An 18,204-nucleotide genomic window follows, 5' to 3' on the forward strand; every position below is an offset into this window, starting at 1 on the left:
TCATGCCATTCCTTTTCGCCTTGCTTGCCGGTCTGGTCTTTGGCGTCGGGCTTATCGTCTCGGGGATGGCCAATCCATCCAAGGTGCTCGGCTTTCTCGATCTCGCCGGTTCCTGGGACCCTTCGCTCGCCTTTGTCATGATCGGGGCGATCGCGCTGAGTGTGCTCGGTGTTGCCATCGCCCGGCGTCGCACGCGAACGGTTCTGGGATTGCCCATGCAATGGCCCGCGAGTACGGGGGTGACCGCGCGGCTCGTGCTGGGCAGCGCATGTTTTGGCATTGGATGGGGACTGGCGGGATTTTGCCCGGGCCCGGCATTGGTGGCGTTGGGCGCGGGCTATCCCAAGGCAGTGGGTTTCGTCGCGGCCATGCTGGCCGGCATGTTCGTATTCGAAGTCATCGAGCGCGCCCGCGCCCGACTGCAGCGGGCGGCCTGACGCGTTTCAAAAATAACCATGCGATAGCCGCTGGCTCGGCATCTATGGGGCGGATTGCTGACGGCTGATCGACATCGCTTCCCTGCGGAACTCACGACTCATGTGGTGGTAGAAGGGGTGCGGGTTGAATTGACGGGAGATGAACGAGGCCAGCAACGACGCGGCCAGCAGGAATAGCGTCAGATCCTGCGTGCGGGTCATCTCCATGACGATGACGCTTGCCGTGATGGGCGCCTGCGTGGCAGCGGCCAGAAAGGCGGCCATCGATACGAGCGCGAGCATGCGCGGCTCGGCCAGCCCGCTGGCAAAATGCGCGACGTTCTGTCCGATGCCCGCGCCAATGGCCAGTGCCGGCGTGAAAATTCCACCCGGAATACCAGCGAAGTAGGACACCACGGTCGCCACGAACTTTGCCAGGCCGAACCACAGCGTACTGTGAGGCTCGCCATTGATAAGGCCCGAGGCCTGCTCGTAGCCGGTGCCAAACGTGGCGCCGGCCGTCGCCCAGCCAAGGAAGGCGACAACCAGCCCGCATCCGAAAGCTACCCATATGGGATGCCGGGACACGGCGGCGCGCCATGCCGATGGCGTAAGTCCCGGCACACCGGCAATGAGTGCCTTGGCGAACAGGCCGCCCATCACGCCGTTGACGACCGCGCACAGCAACACCGGTCCCCATGCCTCGCGCAACGGAAGCATCGCAACCTTGACGCTGAAATACGGGTTGTTGCCGAACAGCGCCAACGACAGAAAGCCAGCCGTCAGCACGCCAGATAGCACGAGCCGATCCCATCGGACCGCGGTGCCTCTACCCAGCTCCTCGATGGCAAACACGACGCCGGCGAGCGGTGTGTTGAACGCTGCCGCGAGCCCTCCGGCGGCGCCGGCGGCAATCAGCGCATTGGGATGAAAGCCGATGCGGAATCGGAATTTTTCATGGCACCACCGGCCCCAAGCCAGCATCGCGGCCGCGCCGATCTGCACCGATGGCCCTTCCCGGCCCACGGACGCCCCCGCAAGCAGCGCGCCGATCGTCAGGGGAATCTTCCATAGCGCCTGACGGAAAGAGACGAGCAGGGTCTGCGCAGCCCCAGCCGGCGGCAACATCACGGCGGCGATCACCTGTGGAATGCCGCTTCCCCGGGCTTGCGGCGCCAGCCGGATCGTCAGCCAGCGCAGCGCCGCCAGGCCGAAGGGGAGCATCACAAATGCGAGCCAGGGCGTGGCGCGTGTCACCTGCGCGTTCCAGTGCAGTGCCAGTTCGGCAATCCACGCGAAGACCATCGAAAACACTGCCACGAATCCCGCGCCACACATGAATACGCCATACCTGAGCGATGTGCGGGATATCCGCCCTATCTGCCGTTGCTTGCGGTGCGCCGCGTGGTAGGTGCGAAGGCGAAGCTCGCGCAGGCGCTCGCGGTTGGGGCTGCCTGCGGCGGCAGACTCGCCGGCGGCTGGTTCCGATTCCTGGCGCGGTGGCTCCGCCGGGTCCGTGCCGGCTGAAGAATCGGACGAGTTTTTTGCATCTGACATGGCTGGAGGGTGATTCACCGCGCTGGCAATGAACTCGAATCTATACGCTTCACGGGCGACGCGCCATTCCCCTTGATTGGCGTTGAATCGACGCTCGGGATATCCGCGTCATCGTTTCGCAAGGATTTCGGCGCTCGATGAAACAAGGCACCAACACTGGGAATGACCTTTCGCGGCGGCAATTCCCAGCTTTAATCCATCATATTTTCGTCATCCGGCAGTCACGCGGTCTTCTGAGAATAAGTGCTTTTTCAGATTCTTCAGAACGATTGCCATGCGTAAAAGCAGACCGGAACTTACCGCCGAAATCGAAAAGGCCAGCACCCAACAACTCGAGGGCATTCCAGACCGCCAGCGGCGGCTTCTGCTGAAAGCAGGCATTGGCATGTCGCTGGGCAGCTCGGCGTTGCTGGCGGCATGCGGTGGTGGAGACGATGCGTCGTCCACCACGCCGGGTAGCGGCGGCACGCCGGGAGGCACGTCGCCCACGCCCACTGGTAAGGTATCCAGCTTTGCGCTGGCGGTGCTGCCCGATACGCAGTTCTATTCGCGCTATGCCACGACGGACGAGAACCTGCAGTTCCAGCGCAAATACGGTTCCACGCCATTCATGGCGCAGACCAAGTGGATCACGCAGAATGCCGCCGACCTCCGAATCCCGTTTTCGATTCACCTTGGCGATGTGGTCGACCAGCAGGGCAAGCCGCTGCAATGGCAGATTGCCGACGAGGCGATGGGCGTCATGGAATCGGCGAAGGCACCGTATTCGATCCTGGCCGGTAATCACGATGTGATCTCGGACGTCGACTACGTCGATGCGACGAGCCAGGCGTCGAATACCGACGCGCAGCGCAATCTCGCCAACGAACCGTATCTGAAGACGTTTCCGACCACGCGCGCACAGCGCCAAGCGACGTTCGGCGGGCGCGATCCGTCCGGGTTCCACGAGTACCATTTGTTCCAGGTGGACGGCAATCAGTTCATGGTGTTGTCGATGTCGTGGCGCGCGTCCGATGCGGCCATCGCATGGGCGCGTGGCGTGCTGGCCCGGTATCCGAAGGTGCCGGTGATCCTGTCCACCCACCAGTTGCTCAATATCGCGCCGGATGGCGTGAGTCCGCTGGAAGTGCCCTATGGCCTGATGTTGTGGGAGAAGCTGATCAAGGACAACGATCAGATCTTCATGACGCTCAACGGCCACTATCACGGTGCCGCCCACCTTACCAAGGTCAACAACTTCGGCAACCCGGTCGAAGAAATGGTGGTGGATTACCAGATGGCCTACATGGGCGGTAATGGCCTGATGCGGTTGTACGAATTCGACCTGACCAACAACAAGATCAAGGTCATCTCGTTCTCGCCGTGGGTGCCGCAGAAGCCCACTGCATCGTTGAGCGAATTCGACGTCGCCGTGCTGACCGAGGCAAACCAGCAGTTCGAGATCAACTTCGATTTCCGCAAGCGCTTTGCGCGGTTCAACCCGGCGTTCGCGATTCCGGCGGCAAACAACGCGCCGATCAACGATCGGGCCAAAGCGGCCATCCTGGCCAACTTCACCGAGCCGGCCACCACTGACAAGAAGCCGGCGGCTGATACGAACGACTACCCGCAGGTGGCATCGACGGTGGCGCATTGGCGCTTCTTCGGCGGCGCCGATGGCGCGGCGGTGCCGGTGGGTCAGGTCATCAGCGATGTGACCGGCGCCAACCCGATTGCACGTGAAGCGTTGGCCAACGGCGGCGCCGCCCAGCTTGGCGACGTGACTTGGTCGAATGATCACCACTACCTGTCCGCCGCGCCGGGCAGCGTGAAGTTCGCCAATTCGACCAATTCGCCGCAACGGATGAGCTACTTCGCCACGCAGACCACCGCGGCGCTCAATGCGGTGACGTTCGATTTGGGTTATACGATCGAGGCGTTCATCAAGATCCCGGCGTCATGGACGGCTGGCAACAACGCCTGGATGAACATCATGGAGCGGGAGGGCCGGCGCGATGACATCACCGGCTTTGGCAGCGGCGATGGTGACGAAAGCCCGTTGATCTTTGCGATCTCGAGCCTGCGCGAAGTGCAGTGGGAAGTCACGCCGAGCACGGCCGGTACGAAGAATCCGGCCGCCAACTGGTCAGGTGAAATCATCGCCGAACGGTGGGTGCACGTTGCCGTGGTCAACAGTCCGTCGACCAATGAGACCGTGATGTACGTGGAAGGTGCACCGGTGCTGCGCAATGCGTCCAACACACGCGGCCTGGCCTTCGTCAATGCCACCAGCCGCATGCTGATTGGTGGCGGCGTCTACGCGAACACGCCATCCAACGGCTTCCTCGGCCAGATCGGCGAAGTGCGGATCTGTTCGGAGCCGCTCGGCGCCGAGAAGTGGCTGACCGCGCGGCGCGCGTGATGCTCGAAGGCTGACGCCGCGTTGCCCTGGTGCCGTTGGCGGCATCGGGGCGGCACGGCTGTCAGCATCGGAAGGTTTCTGACGCCGCCTATCCCAGCAGGTATTGCTCCAGCGCTTCCGCGCCGCCGATGCACTGACCGTTGATGAAGACCTGCGGCGCGGTCATGCTGCCCGATACCGCGCCCAGCACCTTGCCACGGATCTTGTGATCGAGCGGTACGTCCACGTAAATGAGGCCGTGCTCCGACAGCAGCTCCTTTGCCTTGGCGCAGAACGGGCAGCCGACTTTCGAGAACACCACGACCTGGTCGGGGCGCCGCGAATTCGGGGCGATATGGTTCAGCATCGTGTCGGCATCGGAAACCTTGAACGGGTCGCCCGGTTCGTCCGGCTCGATGAACATCTTGTCGACCACGCCATTCCTGACCAGCATCGAATAGCGCCAGCTACGCTTGCCAAAGCCCAGGTCGGCCTTGTCCACGAGCATGCCCATGCCATCGGTGAAGGCACCGTTGCCGTCGGGGATCATGGTGATGTTTGCCGACTCCTGGTCCTTGGCCCATTCGTTCATCACGAAGGTGTCGTTGACGGACACGCACAGGATGGCATCCACGCCGGCGGCCCGGAATGCCGGCGCCAGTTCGTTGTAGCGCGGCAGATGGGTCGACGAACACGTTGGCGTGAACGCACCCGGCAGCGAGAACACGGCCACGGTCTTGCCGTTGAACAGGTCGGCCGTGGTCACGTCCTTCCATTCATTGTTGTCCCGCACTCGGAACGTGACATTGGGAACGCGATGGCCTTCTCGGGATGACAGCATGATCGACTCCATTGACGGTCAGTGAGACCGGAAACCACACGCGGCGCTACGCGAGGCGAGCGCGGCAAAGCGGGCTTCCGGCCGATTTTTCCTGTGAAGTCAGTATGCGCTGCGACCGTTGGACGGTCGACGGCCCGATCGGGCAACACTCCCGTGCCCGAAATGCACCAACGGCCGGCAATGGGGCGCCATGCGGCGGGCATGGCAGAGCGGGGGAAGTGAAGAGGGGCGCGCCATCGCGCTCAAGGCACGCGAGGGGGGGCGGATACCCCGGCAGTGGGATGCCGGGGCCGATGATTATTCCGGCTGCGCGGGTGCTGGCTGCTCGGGTGCCGGCTGCGCGGGTGCCGGCTCGGCAGGTGCCGACTGGGCGGGTGCCTTGGCTTGCGCCTGGCCTTGCCTTGTGCGGCCGGAAAGCAGTTGGCGTCCACGGCGCGCATCGGCTTCAGTGACAACCCCGGCACCCTGGCCAGCCAGGTCAAGCCGCTGGGCGCCTTCGGTCAGGCACGCCCAGTAACGGGCGCCACGGCACCACGTCCGGATCGCGTCACGCAGCTCCGCCTCGGTCAGGGCAAGCTCCTGCGCATGCGCCAGCAGGTCCTCGAAAATACCGACCTTCAGCGGCACCTTGGGTGCCGGATTCTTCGGGAAAGCGAGAGGAAAGCGCTTTTGCAGCTTGCCGAAGGTACGAACCACGGGGTCGACCGGGGTCTGATTCTTAGCCGCAGGCGCGGGAGTTTTGGTGGAAGCCCCAGCGTTCTTCGCGGAAGGCGCCGGACGGCGTGCGCGGGGTTTCTGTTCCCGTGCTTCCTTCTTCGCCTGTTCGGCCAGTTTTGCCTTTAATGCTGCCAGTTGTTCGAAGCCCATTTCGTCAAGCCCAATAAAACGTCGCGCGATTATATCAGCCGCGCCGGCACAGGCCCTGGCGCCGGTGAGCGGATCGCCGGGCAGCAGGTTTGGCGGTCGCGCACCAGGGGCAGGCTATCGATCGTGCCGGGCGATAAAAGCCTCGACCGTGTCGTGGTCCCGTCCAGGGGTGTGCAAGGAAGACTAGAATCACCTGTCGCTGCAGGAATACAGGTTTTCGATCCATCAAGAATGAGGAAGACATCATGCGCGCTGCCTGGTACACCAAGAATGGAGACGCCCGGGAAGTCCTGGAAACCGGTGAATTGCCAACCCCGGTGCCGGGCGCCGGCGAGGTTCGCGTCAAGCTAGCTACGTCGGGCGTCAATCCGTCCGACGTCAAATCCCGACGCAGCCGTCCGCTGGGCACCGAGAGGGTCGTGCCGCACAGCGACGGGGCAGGCACCATCGATGCAGTGGGCGACGGTGTAGCCGCCGAGCGCGTCGGGGAGCGGGTCTGGATCTGGAACGGGCAATGGCAGCGTCCTCTGGGTACGGCCGCCGAATACATCGTGTTGCCGGAAGCCCAGGCCGTGAAATTGCCGTCCAATACGGATGTGGCGGCGGGCGCCTGTCTTGGCATTCCGGCGCTGACCGCGTTCCAGGCAGTGCACCTGCTGGGGGACATCGCCGGCAAGACCGTCCTGGTGATCGGGGCATCGTCCGCCGTCGGCCACTACGTCGTGCAGATCGCCGCGCAGCGTGGTGCGCGTGTCATCGGAACCGTGGGGTCGGCGGAGAAGGCAAGGCATGCGATGGCGGCTGGCGCGCAGTCAACGATCGACTACAAGCAGGAGTCGGTTGCGGAGAGGGTCATGGCGCTGACCGGCGGGAATGGCGTGGACGCCATTGTCGACATGGATTTTTCCTCGACCGTACAGCTGATTCCCAAGGGGGTGCTGGTGCCGCACGGCACACTGGTCTGCTATGGCTCGAACGCCTATGGCGACGCGCCGGTTCCGTTCCGGGATCTGCTGTTCCGGTCCATCAGCCTGCGGTTCTTTCTCGTCTATGACCTTTCGCCCGCGGACCGGCAGGGAGCCATCGCCGGGCTGACCCGCCTGATGGAAGAGGGCAAGCTGCAGCACACCATCGGCGCGCGCTTTGCGCTGGATGAGATAGCACAGGCACATGAGGCGGTGGAGGGTGGGAAGCTGATCGGCAATGTCATCCTCGATATCCAGCCCGTGGCGAACCCGTAGCCGGCTGCCACCGAACCCGCCTTGCAACATCACTCGTTTCTGACAAGACTGTTCTAGTCACCGGGACAGGAGCGAACCATGTTGACCCAGCATACGAAGGACATCGTGAAGGCGACGGCGCCGGTTCTGGCGCAGCACGGCCTGGACATCATCAAGTGCTTCTATAAGCGGATGTTCGCGGCGCACCCGGAGCTGAAGAACGTGTTCAACATGGCGCATCAGGAACAGGGCCAGCAACAGCAGGCGCTGGCGCGCGCCGTCTATGCCTATGCCGAGAACATCGAGGACCCGAGCAGCCTGATGGCCGTGCTGGGCAACATCGCTCACAAGCACGCCAGCCTTGGCGTTCGGCCCGAGCAATATCCGATCGTTGGCGAGCATCTGCTGGCCGCCATCAAGGAGGTGCTCGGCGATGCCGCCACCGATGAGATCATCTCGGCATGGGCGCAGGCCTACGGAAATCTGGCGGATGTGCTGATGGGCATGGAGAGTGGCCTGTATGAGCGCTCGGCGGGGCAGCCGGGAGGCTGGACAGGCTGGCGCAGTTTCATCGTGCGGGAAAAGACGCAGGAAAGCAGTGTGATCACATCGTTCACGCTGGAGCCGGCGGACGGCGCGCCGGTGGTGAACTTCGAGCCGGGCCAGTACATCAGCATCGGCGTCGACGTACCCGCGCTAGGCTTGCAGCAGATCCGGCAGTACAGCCTGTCGGACATGCCAAACGGCCGGACGTACCGCATTTCGGTCAAGCGGGAGGGGGGTGGCGCGCAGCCAGCGGGTTACGTCTCGAACCTGCTGCATGACCATGTGAACGAGGGCGATCAGGTAAAGCTGGCCGCACCTTACGGCACGTTCCATATCGACGTGAACGCCCGGACGCCGATCGTCCTGATCAGCGGCGGGGTCGGCCTGACGCCAATGATCAGCATGCTGAAACAGGCCATCCAGGACCCCGACCGGCAGGTGGTGTTCGTACACGGCGCGCGGAACAGCAGCGTGCACGCGATGCGCGACAGGCTGCGCGAAACCGCGAGGACGCAGCCGAATTTCAAGCTCATCGTCTTCTACGACAGCCCGTTGCCACAGGACGTGGCGGGGACCGACTTCGATTTCCCGGGCCTGGTCGAAGTCGAAAAGATCAAGGATGCGATCACGCTGCCCGACGCCGACTACTACATCTGCGGGCCGATTCCGTTCATGCGGATGCAACACGACGCGATCAGGAAGCTGGGCGTCCGCGAGGCGCGCATTCACTACGAGGTATTCGGTCCGGACCTGTTTGCCGAATAGCGCTCGCTCAACCCCGGAGCAGATCCGTCACCCGGTGACGGCACAGGCTGACAAAGTGCTGTGCCGCCGCCGACTGCCCACGATCGGGATGGAATGCCAGAACGGCGCGAAATCGCACCGGGCCGGCAAACGGAATGCTCCGGAGGCCCAGCGGCGCGTACGTGCGCGCCACGAGCGGATTGGTGATGGCCAGCCCCGCGCCGGCCAGCACCAGCGCGCACTGCGTATGGCTATAGGGAGTCGTGGCCGCGAATCTCGGCACCAGCTGGTGCGCGGCGAAGTCCGTCTCAAGTTGCCGTTGAGCAGGGTCGGCGGCATCGAGGCCGATCAGCGGCGCATCGGCCAGGTCAGTCACGTTGACCTTGGCGCGCGTGGCATACGGATGCGTCGCGGGAACGATGCAGACCGCCGGCACTGCATAGAATTCGGACGCGGTCAGGCCGCTGGTATCGACCTCATCGCCCATGAATGCCAGGTCCAGCTCACGCTGGAGCAGCCGCTCCCGCAGCGCGCGTGAACTATCGACTTCGAGCTTGCAATGGCTGCGCGGGTAGCTGTGCGCGAAGTTGGCGACCGCCATCGGCATCACGCTGGCCGCCATCGCATGCAGCGCGCCCACGCGCAAGACCGTGTCTTCGTGTGTGCGCAGCAGTTCGAGCTTGCGCTGCACGGCATCCAGCCCGACGTAGACGCGCTCCACTTCATCCATCAGCGCCGTGGCTTCAGCCGTCGGCACCATGCGGCCCTTGCTGCGGTCGAATAGCTTGAGCCGCGCGGCGTTCTCCAGTTGCAGGACGATCTGGGTCACCGCCGGTTGGCTGATGTGCAGCGCCTCCGCGGCGCGGCGTGCGGAACCCAGGCGCATGACCATCCGAAACACTTCGATCTGGCGGGCACTGATGGTCTGTCCGGTTGGCGCGTTCATATCCACCCTATAAGTTTGGCTTATTGTATAGGCATCCCGCCTTTCCCCTGGCCGGTCGCGCCGAACGTAGACTTTGCGTCATGCCATCGTTGCCTGCCGCCATGCGCCACCATCCTTCCCCGTTCGCCGTCCCCGTTCAGAATCCCGCCCTGCATGGGTTGCGGTGCATCACATGCGGCGCCGAATATCCGGTTGCCGAATTGCCCGAAGGTTGCCCTGCCTGTGCCAGCCAGGGTCGTCCCAGCAGTCTTGAGGCGGTCTACGATCCACGCGCCTTCGATTTTTCGCCGAGAAGAAGAGGTTATACATGGGGCCACTGGATGCCCTATCTGGACGGTGTAACCCTGGGCGAAGGCGCCACGCCGTGCCTGCCGGTGCCCGCGCTGGCGGCGTCGACGGGTGTGGCGTCGCTCTGGATCAAGAACGAGGGGGCGAACCCGACCGGGTCGCACAAGGACCGTATGTCGGCCCAGGCCGTGAGCCGGGCGCTCGCGGTTGGCGCCAGCGAAGTCGTACTGGCATCAAGCGGCAATGCGGCCGTTTCCGCCGCGGCCTACTGCGCGGCGGGCGGGCTGACCTGCGAAGTGGCCACCTATCGTGACCTGCCGCCGGTCTTCGATGCGGCGCTGCGCTACTACGGCGCGCGCCGCATCATCTGCGACACGGGCCATGCGCGATGGGACCATGTGCGCCGCCGCGTGCGCGACGATGGCGCCTTCGCCCTGACCAACTACAGCATTCCCGCCGTGGGTAGCCCGGTGTTCGGAGTGGAAGGCTATCGCGCTGCCGCGCTCGAATGGGTGCAGCAGGGATGCCAGCCGCACCACGTCATGGTGCCGACAGCGCGGGGTGACCTGCTGTGGGGAATCTACAGCGCGCTGCGCGATCTCGTCGCGGCCGGGTTGATCGACCGAATGCCGATGCTCTGGGCGGTGGAGCCGTTCCCACGCCTGTCGCGCGTGCTGGTCGGCGAGTCGCAGCAGGATGATTTCCCTGGCGCCACGCAGCAGTTTTCGACAGCAGGCTCGACGGTGACGGCGCAGCAGGTGTTCGCGGCGACGCGGTCGGGCGGCGGTGCGGTCGTCGTGGAAGACGACGCCGCGCGTGCGGCGACCCGGCAACTGGCATCGGCCGGATTCTGGGTGGAACTCTGCGCGGGTGCGGGCCTGGCCGCGGCGCGGATGCTGCGCGAGGGCGGGCATATCGATGCATCGGAAACCGTGCTTCTGATGCTGACGGCACGCGGCGACAGAGATCCCGCGCAGACATGATTTCGATACAGACCGGAGACTTCCCCATGACATTGCGCAATCTGATTGCCTCGCTTCCATGTTGCCTGGCCGCCCTCGGATTTTTCCACGCGCCGGCGGCGCATGCCGGGTATCCCGACAAGCCCATCCGCCTGATCGTGCCGTGGGCGGCGGGTGGCAGTACCGATGCGCTGGCCCGCGCCGTGGCGCAGCGGATGAGCGAGTCGATGGGACAGACCGTGGTGGTGGAAAACCGCGCGGGAGCCTCGGGGCGTATCGGTGCCGAAGCGGTGGCCAAGGCCGCGCCCGATGGCTACACGCTGGGCGTCATCGAACTGGCGCATACGATCGCGCCATCGGTGTTCCGGCAGATGTCCTACGACGTGCTGCGCGACTTCACACCGGTGTCGCTGCTTGGCGAATCGCCGCTTGTACTGTTTGCCGATAGCGCGCGCTATCGTCCCGGCGACATCCAGAAATTCCTGGCCGATGCGCGCAAGCAGGGAACGCCGCTGCAACTGGCCACCAGCGGCAATGGCACGATCAGCCACCTGGCCTCCAAGATGTTCGAGGCCCAGGCGGGCATCCCCGTCGACGCCGTGCCATACCGTGGCTCCGCCCCGGCGTTGACCGATGTCTCGGCGCAACTGGTGGCCGGCCACTTTGCCACGCTTGCCAGTGGCAGCAGCCTGCTCGGTGGCGGGAAGATCACCGCCCTGATGGTCACCGGCCCGACGCGCCTGCCCGCATTGCCCAATGTGCCGACCGCCGCCGAGGCGAAACTGCCGAACCTGCAGGTCGGTCAGTGGTGGGCGCTGGTGGCTCCGGCCCGCACGCCGACCGCCGTGGTGACACGGCTGGGCGACGAGGTGCGTGCCGCGCTGGCGAATCCGCAGACCAGGGCACGGCTCGACAGCCAGGGCATCGACCTGAAAGCATCGACGGCCGCGCAGCTCGGCGACCGGATGCGCGGTGAGGTCGATCGCTGGGGCGCGCTTGTAAAGCAGGCAGGAATTCAGCCCGAGTGAGGGCCGGGCTGCTCACTCAAAGCGCCCAAACGTAATCTGACTTTAATGTTGGAAGGGACGGATTCAGGTAAACTCCGTGGGCGTTTTTTACCGTGATCACTCCTGCCCCACGCGGGGATTCCTGCCGCTCGCATGCGACGCTTCGTCCTGATACTCGTGCTGCTCATTCTGCCGTTCCAGTTTTCCTGGGCGGCGGCGGCACGCTATTGCCAGCACGAAACGGCTTCCGCCAGCTGGCACCTGGGACATCACGAACACCGCCATCAGGACTCCAGCACCGACCTGGAGAAGAAGCCGGTGATCGACACAGATTGTGGCGTGTGTCACATAGTGTCGCTGCCGTTCGTGTATGCGGCGTCGCTGGAGATTGCCAGCGCACAGCGCGTGCAAAACCTCGATAGTCGCCACCGGTCGGATTTCACCTCGCTGAATCCGAGGGCGCCAGATCGTCCTCAGTGGCTGCGTCTCGCCTGATCGGCGGGACGAAGACTTCCTCACTTTCTCGTCTCGCCGAATTCTCCCGGTCAAAAATCCTGGTGCAATTCGATGCGAAGACTATTTCTGCCGCTCGGGCTGGCGGTAGCATTTCTCAGCCCAATCGTTGCCGTTGCGCAACCCGATACCCGTACGCCTGCGGTGCCTGTGTTTCCCAAGGAGACCGCGGGTCCGTTGACCCTCGACGCCGCGCTCTCTCTTGCCGCGGCGAGTAACTTCAGCCTGTCCGCCGCCGCCAGGGAGGTGGATGCGTCCGAGGGCGGCATCATGCAGGCGCGGACCATCCCGAACCCCGAGATTGCCGCCGTGATGGAAGACACCCGGCGGTCGAGCCGTTCGACGACCGCGCAGGTCAATATCCCGATCGAACTGGGCGGCAAGCGCTCGGCCCGCATCGACGCGGCGGAGCGTACCCGCGAGCTTGCGCAGGCGACGCTGGCCAGCGTGCGTGGCGATATCCGCGCGCAGGTCATCGAGAGTTTCTTCGCGGTACTGATCGAGCAGGAGCGGGTCAAGCTGGCGACCGGTTCCGCCGAGATCGCGGCGCGTGGCGCGCAAGCCGCCGCCCGCCGGGTGGCCGCCGGAAAAATCTCGCCGGTGGACGAAACCAAGGCAAAGGTCGAACAGGCCAATGCCGAGCTGGAACTTGCCGAGGCAACGGCCGGCCTGCAGTCCGCGCGCCAGGCGCTGACAGCGCTCTGGGGCAATGCCGCGCCGCAGTTCGCTGAGGCGCAAGGCAACCTGGACGCGCTGCCGTCCCGGCCCGCGCCCGACATGCTCCAGAAGGAACTGGAAAACTCGCCGCTGGTTGCCGCCAGCAAGGCGGAGCTGGATCGCCGCCAGGCCGTGATCAACGTGGAGCGCAGCCGGCAGTATCCCGACCTCACCGTAAGTCTGGGCGCCAAGCGCGACAACGAAGCCAACCGCAACATGGCCGTGATTGGCGTGGCAATTCCGCTGCCCATCTTCGATCGCAATCAGGGCAACCTGTATTCCGCGATCCGGCAGGCGGACAAGGCACAGGACGAATACCTGGCCAATCGCATCAATCTGACCCGGAACCTGTTGCAGGCATCGAACCAGCTTTCGGTGTCCCGCGCCTCCGCGCAGACCCTGAAGTCCACCGTTCTGCCCGGCGCGGAGCAGGCGTTCAATGCGGCAACCATCGGCTTCGAGGCCGGCAAATTCAATTACCTGGACGTTCTGGACGCGCAACGCACGTTGTTCCAGGCACGCATCCGCTACCTCGGCGTGCTGGGGCAAACCTATCAGGCGGCGACGACGATCGATCGCATTCTGGGACGATAACGGGATTCAGCAATCATGGTTATGACTCGAAAGCAGAAGGCTGCCATCGCAGCCATCGCACTGGTGGGCGGCATTGCAACGGCTGCGGTATTGCTGAGCGGGCGGTCTGCCGAGCATGCGCACGGCGAGCATTCGGAGGCCGAAGGGCATTCAGAAGGCGCGCACGCCGATGCCGAAGGGCACTCGGACGGCGAACACAATGAGAAGACGGCTGCGCCTAAGCCGGCGCAGCCAACGGACAGTCAGCCCGCGAACGACAAGATTGCGCTGACTCCGGATCAGCGCGCCGCGACAGGCGTGGTCGTCCAGACGGCCGGACCGGCCACGGTGCAGATGGGCGTGCAGTTCCCGGGCGAAATCCGGTTCAACGAAGACCGGACCGCGCACGTGGTGCCGCGCCTGGCGGGCGTGGTGGAAAGCGTGCCGGCAAACATCGGCCAGCAGGTCAGGAAGGGCCAGGTGCTGGCGGTGCTTGCCAGTTCGGGGTTGTCCGATCAGCGCAGCGAATTGTTGGCGGCGCAAAAGCGGCTCGACCTGGCGCGCGTCACGTTCGATCGGGAAAAGAAACTGTTCGAGCAGAAGATCTCCGCCGAGCAGGACTATCTTGCCGCGCGCAACGCGCTGCAGGAAGCGCAGATCAGCGTCCAGAACGCCCAGCAGAAGCTCACCGCGATTGGTGCGAGCAGCAACTCCACTGCACTGAACCGCTACGAACTGCGCGCGCCCTTCGACGGCATGATCGTCGAAAAACATATCTCGCTGGGTGAGGCAGTGGCCGATAACGCCAACGTGTTCACGCTGTCGGACCTCTCGTCGGTGTGGGCCGAGTTTGTGGTGTCGGCCAAGGATCTCGAAAAGGTCCGCATCGGCGAAAAGGCTTCGATTACTTCGACATCGTCGGATGTGAAGGCCGAGGGCACCATCTCATACGTGGGCTCGCTTCTGGGTGAGCAGACGCGCACGGCAAAGGCGCGCGTGACGCTGACCAACCCGCAAATGGCATGGCGGCCGGGCCTGTTCGTCACCGTCAACGTGTTCGGCACGGGGGTGGACGTTCCCGTGGCCGTCCTGGCCGAGGCCATCCAGGAGGTGGAAGGCAAGAGCGTCGTGTTTGTGGAGGCGGACGGTGGGTTTGTGGTGCAGCCGGTGAAGACCGGCCGCTCCAATGGCAAGACCGTCGAGGTGGTCGAGGGGCTGAAGGCCGGTGCGCGCTACGCCGCCGCAAACAGCTTTGTCCTCAAGGCCGAGCTTGGCAAGTCCAGCGCCGAACACAGCCATTGATACGGAGAGACAGCAATGTTTGAACGTATCATCCGATTCGCCATCGAGCAGCGATGGCTGGTGCTGCTCGCAGTGTTTGGCATGGCCGCGCTGGGCATCTACAACTACAACCGCCTGCCCATCGACGCGGTGCCAGACATCACCAACGTCCAGGTGCAGATCAATACTTCGGCGCCGGGCTACTCGCCGCTGGAAACCGAGCAGCGCATCACCTATCCGATCGAGGTCGTGATGGCCGGCCTGCCGGGACTGGAGCAGACACGCTCGCTGTCCCGTTACGGGCTGTCGCAGGTCACTGTCATTTTCAAGGACGGCACCGACATCTACTTCGCCCGGCAGCTCGTCAACCAGCGCATCCAGGAGGCCAAGGAGAACCTGCCGGCTGGCGTGGTGCCCGCGATGGGGCCGATCTCCACCGGCCTCGGCGAAATCTATCTCTGGACCGTCGAAGCCGAGGACAACGCACGCAAGGCGGACGGCACCGCCTATACGCCGACCGATCTGCGGGAAATTCAGGACTGGGTCGTCCGGCCGCAACTGCGCAATGTGCCAGGCGTGACGGAAATCAACACGATTGGTGGCTTCGACAAGCAGTACCTTGTCGCGCCCAGCCTGGAGCGTCTGGCTTCATACGGGCTGACGTTGACCGACGTGGTCAATGCGCTGAACAAGAACAACGACAACGTTGGCGCGGGCTACATCGAGCGGCGCGGCGAACAGTATCTGGTTCGCGCGCCGGGGCAGGTTGCGTCCGAGGCCGACATCCGCAACATCATCGTGGGCACCGCCCAGGGCCAGCCGATCCGCATCCGCGATATCGGCGATGTGGAGATCGGCAAGGAGCTGCGGACCGGCGCCGCCACCGAGAACGGCAAGGAAGTCGTGCTCGGCACCGTGTTCATGCTGATTGGCGAGAACAGCCGTGCGGTGTCGCAGGCCGTCGACAAGAAAGTGGCCGCGATCAATCGCACGATGCCGGAGGGCGTCAAGATCGTGACCGTCTACGATCGGACCCGTCTGGTCGACAAGGCGATTGCCACGGTCAAGAAGAACCTGCTGGAGGGCGCGGTGCTGGTCATCGCCATCCTGTTCCTGTTCCTCGGCAATATCCGCGCGGCGCTGATCACGGCGATGATCATTCCGCTGGCGATGCTGTTCACATTCACGGGAATGGTGAACTACAGGATCAGTGCCAACCTGATGAGTCTCGGGGCGCTGGACTTCGGGATCATCGTCGACGGCGCGGTGGTGATCGTGGAGAACTGCGTGCGCCGTCTGGCGCATGCGCAGGCGCATCATGGTCGTCCGCTGACCCGTACCGAGCGCTTCCATGAGGTCTTCGCGGCGGCCAGAGAGGCGCGGCGGCCGCTGATCTTCGGCCAGCTCATCATCATGATCGTCTACCTGCCGATCTTTGCGCTGACGGGTGTCGAAGGCAAGATGTTCCACCCGATGGCATTCACGGTCGTGCTGGCCCTGCTTGGCGCGATGATCCTGTCGGTGACTTTCGTGCCGGCGGCGGTGGCGCTCTTCATCGGTGAGCGCGTGGCCGAGAAGGAAAACCGGATCATGCTCTGGGCCAAGCAGCGGTATGAACCGCTGCTGGAAAAATCGCTGGCGAACACGCCGGTGGTGCTGACGTTCGCCGTGGTGTCGATCGTGCTCTGCGTCGCCATTGCGGCGCGGCTGGGCAGCGAGTTTGTTCCAAACCTGAACGAAGGAGACATGGCGATCCAGGCGCTGCGCATACCGGGTACCAGCCTGTCGCAGTCCGTGGAAATGCAGAAGAAGATCGAGGCGACGCTGAAAGCGAAGTTCCCGGAGATCGACCGTGTGTTTGCACGGACCGGCACCGCGGAAATCGCGTCCGATCCGATGCCGCCAAATATCTCCGACGGCTACATCATGCTCAAGCCGGAAAAGGACTGGCCGAAGCCGAAGAAATCCCACGCCGAACTGATGGCGGCCATTCAGGCGGAGGTGGGCAAGATCCCGGGCAACAACTACGAGTTTTCGCAGCCGATCCAGCTGCGGTTCAACGAGTTGATTTCCGGAGTTCGCTCGGATGTTGCAGTCAAGATTTTCGGCGACGACAACAAGGTGCTCGACGACACGGCGAAGAAAGTGGCCGCCGTGCTGCAGGGCATTCGGGGCGCGCAGGAGGTCAAGGTGGAGCAGACCACTGGCTTGCCGATGCTGACCGTCAACATCGACCGCGACAAGGCGGCACGGTACGGGCTGAACATGAGCGACGTGCAGGAAGCGGTGGCGACGGGCGTGGGCGGACGGGAGTCCGGCACGTTCTTCCAGGGCGATCGCCGCTTCGATATTGTCGTGCGTCTGCCGGAGAGCGTGCGCGGAGAGGTGGAAGCGCTGCGCCGGCTGCCGATACCGTTGCCCAAGGCTGTCGATGCCAAGACGACCTTTATTCCGCTCAGCGAAGTGGCGACGCTGGAGATGTCGCCCGGTCCGAACCAGATTTCGCGGGAGGACGGCAAGCGCCGCATCGTGGTCAGTGCGAACGTGCGCGGGCGCGATATCGGATCGTTCGTGCCGGAGGCCGAGGCGGCGATTCAGAGCCAGGTGAAGATTCTGGCCGGCTACTGGACGACATGGGGCGGCACGTTCGAACAACTGCAGTCGGCCAAGAACCGGCTGCAGGTCGTGGTGCCGGTTGCCTTGCTGCTGGTGTTCGTCCTGCTCTTTGTCATGTTCAACAACATCAAGGACGGCTTGCTGGTTTTCACGGGCGTTCCCTTTGCGTTGACGGGCGGCATCCTGGCGCTGTGGCTGCGTGGTATCCCGCTGTCGATCACGGCGGCGGTGGGCTTTATCGCGCTATGCGGCGTGGCGGTGCTCAACGGGCTGGTGATGCTGTCATTCATCCGCTCGCTGCGTGAGGATGGCCACTCGCTGGACAGCGCCGTGCGCGTCGGGGCGCTGACGCGGTTGCGTCCGGTGCTGATGACCGCGCTGGTGGCGTCTCTTGGCTTCGTGCCAATGGCCATCGCCACGGGCACGGGTGCCGAGGTGCAACGTCCGTTGGCGACGGTCGTGATTGGCGGCATCCTGTCTTCCACGGCGCTGACCTTGCTGGTGCTGCCGGTGCTCTATCGGCTGGTTCATCGGAAAGACGAGGATGCGGAGGATATGCGCCTGCCCGTCGCGCAGGGCGATCAATCGGAGCCTGGTCAACAGCCTGCATGAGGCAACGGAAGGGGCGGTCGGGCACCGCCCCTTTTTGCTGCCCAGGCTCGGAACGATCCGCACTGATGGGGTGTACGGCATGCAATGCGCCGAACGGGGCGTGGCTTAGAATGCGGTT

The 18,204-nt window shown here is 64.1% G+C and carries 14 protein-coding genes; 10 read left to right on the forward strand and 4 right to left on the reverse strand.

Features of this window, described 5'->3' with window-relative positions; translation table 11 throughout:
- Positions 1 to 2: 2 nt before the first annotated feature.
- Complete coding sequence (locus AC3FLX_RS06480; protein WP_488694926.1) at positions 3 to 437, forward strand: DUF6691 family protein; 435 nt, start codon at positions 3 to 5, stop codon at positions 435 to 437.
- Positions 438 to 479: 42 nt separating this feature from the next.
- Here the strand turns inward: AC3FLX_RS06480 and AC3FLX_RS06485 are convergent, their stop codons facing one another.
- On the reverse strand, positions 480 to 1,973 hold the full coding sequence (locus AC3FLX_RS06485) for a chloride channel protein (protein WP_488694927.1): 1,494 nt from the start codon (positions 1,971 to 1,973) through the stop codon (positions 480 to 482).
- A gap of 274 nt (positions 1,974 to 2,247) precedes the next feature.
- Here AC3FLX_RS06485 and AC3FLX_RS06490 point away from each other — a divergent pair, with 274 nt between their 5' ends.
- Positions 2,248 to 4,374, forward strand: coding sequence for a LamG-like jellyroll fold domain-containing protein (locus AC3FLX_RS06490; RefSeq protein ID WP_488694928.1), 2,127 nt, complete (start codon positions 2,248 to 2,250; stop codon positions 4,372 to 4,374).
- 88 nt (positions 4,375 to 4,462) lie between these two features.
- On the opposite strand, the gene AC3FLX_RS06495 is transcribed toward AC3FLX_RS06490, so the two are convergent.
- Together AC3FLX_RS06495 and AC3FLX_RS06500 are read right to left on the reverse strand one after the other, a co-directional pair.
- Positions 4,463 to 5,194 (reverse strand): glutathione peroxidase, encoded by a 732-nt coding sequence (locus AC3FLX_RS06495; protein ID WP_488694930.1) that lies wholly within the window; start codon positions 5,192 to 5,194, stop codon positions 4,463 to 4,465.
- A gap of 297 nt (positions 5,195 to 5,491) precedes the next feature.
- Entirely contained in the window at positions 5,492 to 5,890 is a 399-nt protein-coding gene (locus AC3FLX_RS06500; RefSeq protein ID WP_488694932.1) for a ProQ/FinO family protein, read from the reverse strand.
- 416 nt (positions 5,891 to 6,306) lie between these two features.
- On the opposite strand from AC3FLX_RS06500, the gene AC3FLX_RS06505 reads away from it, so the two are divergent.
- The gene (locus AC3FLX_RS06505; RefSeq protein WP_488694934.1) at positions 6,307 to 7,302 is read left to right on the forward strand and encodes an NADPH:quinone reductase; all 996 of its coding nucleotides are present in this window, start codon (positions 6,307 to 6,309) and stop codon (positions 7,300 to 7,302) included.
- Positions 7,303 to 7,380: 78 nt separating this feature from the next.
- Positions 7,381 to 8,592 (forward strand): NO-inducible flavohemoprotein, encoded by a 1,212-nt coding sequence (hmpA, locus tag AC3FLX_RS06510; protein WP_488694936.1) that lies wholly within the window; start codon positions 7,381 to 7,383, stop codon positions 8,590 to 8,592.
- 7 nt (positions 8,593 to 8,599) lie between these two features.
- Here hmpA and AC3FLX_RS06515 read toward each other — a convergent pair whose 3' ends face one another.
- Positions 8,600 to 9,517 (reverse strand): LysR family transcriptional regulator, encoded by a 918-nt coding sequence (locus AC3FLX_RS06515; protein WP_488694938.1) that lies wholly within the window; start codon positions 9,515 to 9,517, stop codon positions 8,600 to 8,602.
- 320 nt (positions 9,518 to 9,837) lie between these two features.
- On the opposite strand from AC3FLX_RS06515, the gene AC3FLX_RS06520 reads away from it, so the two are divergent.
- The 6 genes from AC3FLX_RS06520 (at position 9,838) to AC3FLX_RS06545 (ending at position 18,086) form a co-directional block, all read left to right on the forward strand.
- Entirely contained in the window at positions 9,838 to 10,788 is a 951-nt protein-coding gene (locus AC3FLX_RS06520) for a pyridoxal-phosphate dependent enzyme (RefSeq protein WP_488694939.1), read from the forward strand.
- Between the two features lie 26 nt (positions 10,789 to 10,814).
- A complete protein-coding gene (locus AC3FLX_RS06525) occupies positions 10,815 to 11,795 on the forward strand; it encodes a tripartite tricarboxylate transporter substrate binding protein (protein ID WP_488694940.1) in 981 nt (326 codons plus the stop codon).
- A 132-nt stretch (positions 11,796 to 11,927) separates the two neighbouring features.
- Positions 11,928 to 12,269 carry a cation efflux protein, CzcI family gene (czcI, locus tag AC3FLX_RS06530; RefSeq protein WP_488694942.1) on the forward strand — a complete coding sequence of 114 codons (342 nt, stop codon included), beginning with the start codon at positions 11,928 to 11,930 and terminating at the stop codon, positions 12,267 to 12,269.
- Between the two features lie 72 nt (positions 12,270 to 12,341).
- On the forward strand, positions 12,342 to 13,598 hold the full coding sequence (locus AC3FLX_RS06535; protein ID WP_488694944.1) for a TolC family protein: 1,257 nt from the start codon (positions 12,342 to 12,344) through the stop codon (positions 13,596 to 13,598).
- A gap of 15 nt (positions 13,599 to 13,613) precedes the next feature.
- Entirely contained in the window at positions 13,614 to 14,879 is a 1,266-nt protein-coding gene (locus AC3FLX_RS06540; RefSeq protein WP_488694945.1) for an efflux RND transporter periplasmic adaptor subunit, read from the forward strand.
- Between the two features lie 15 nt (positions 14,880 to 14,894).
- Entirely contained in the window at positions 14,895 to 18,086 is a 3,192-nt protein-coding gene (locus tag AC3FLX_RS06545) for an efflux RND transporter permease subunit (RefSeq protein ID WP_488694946.1), read from the forward strand.
- Positions 18,087 to 18,204: the final 118 nt, after the last annotated feature.

It is taken from the genome of Cupriavidus sp. 291-E7, assembly GCF_057798835.1.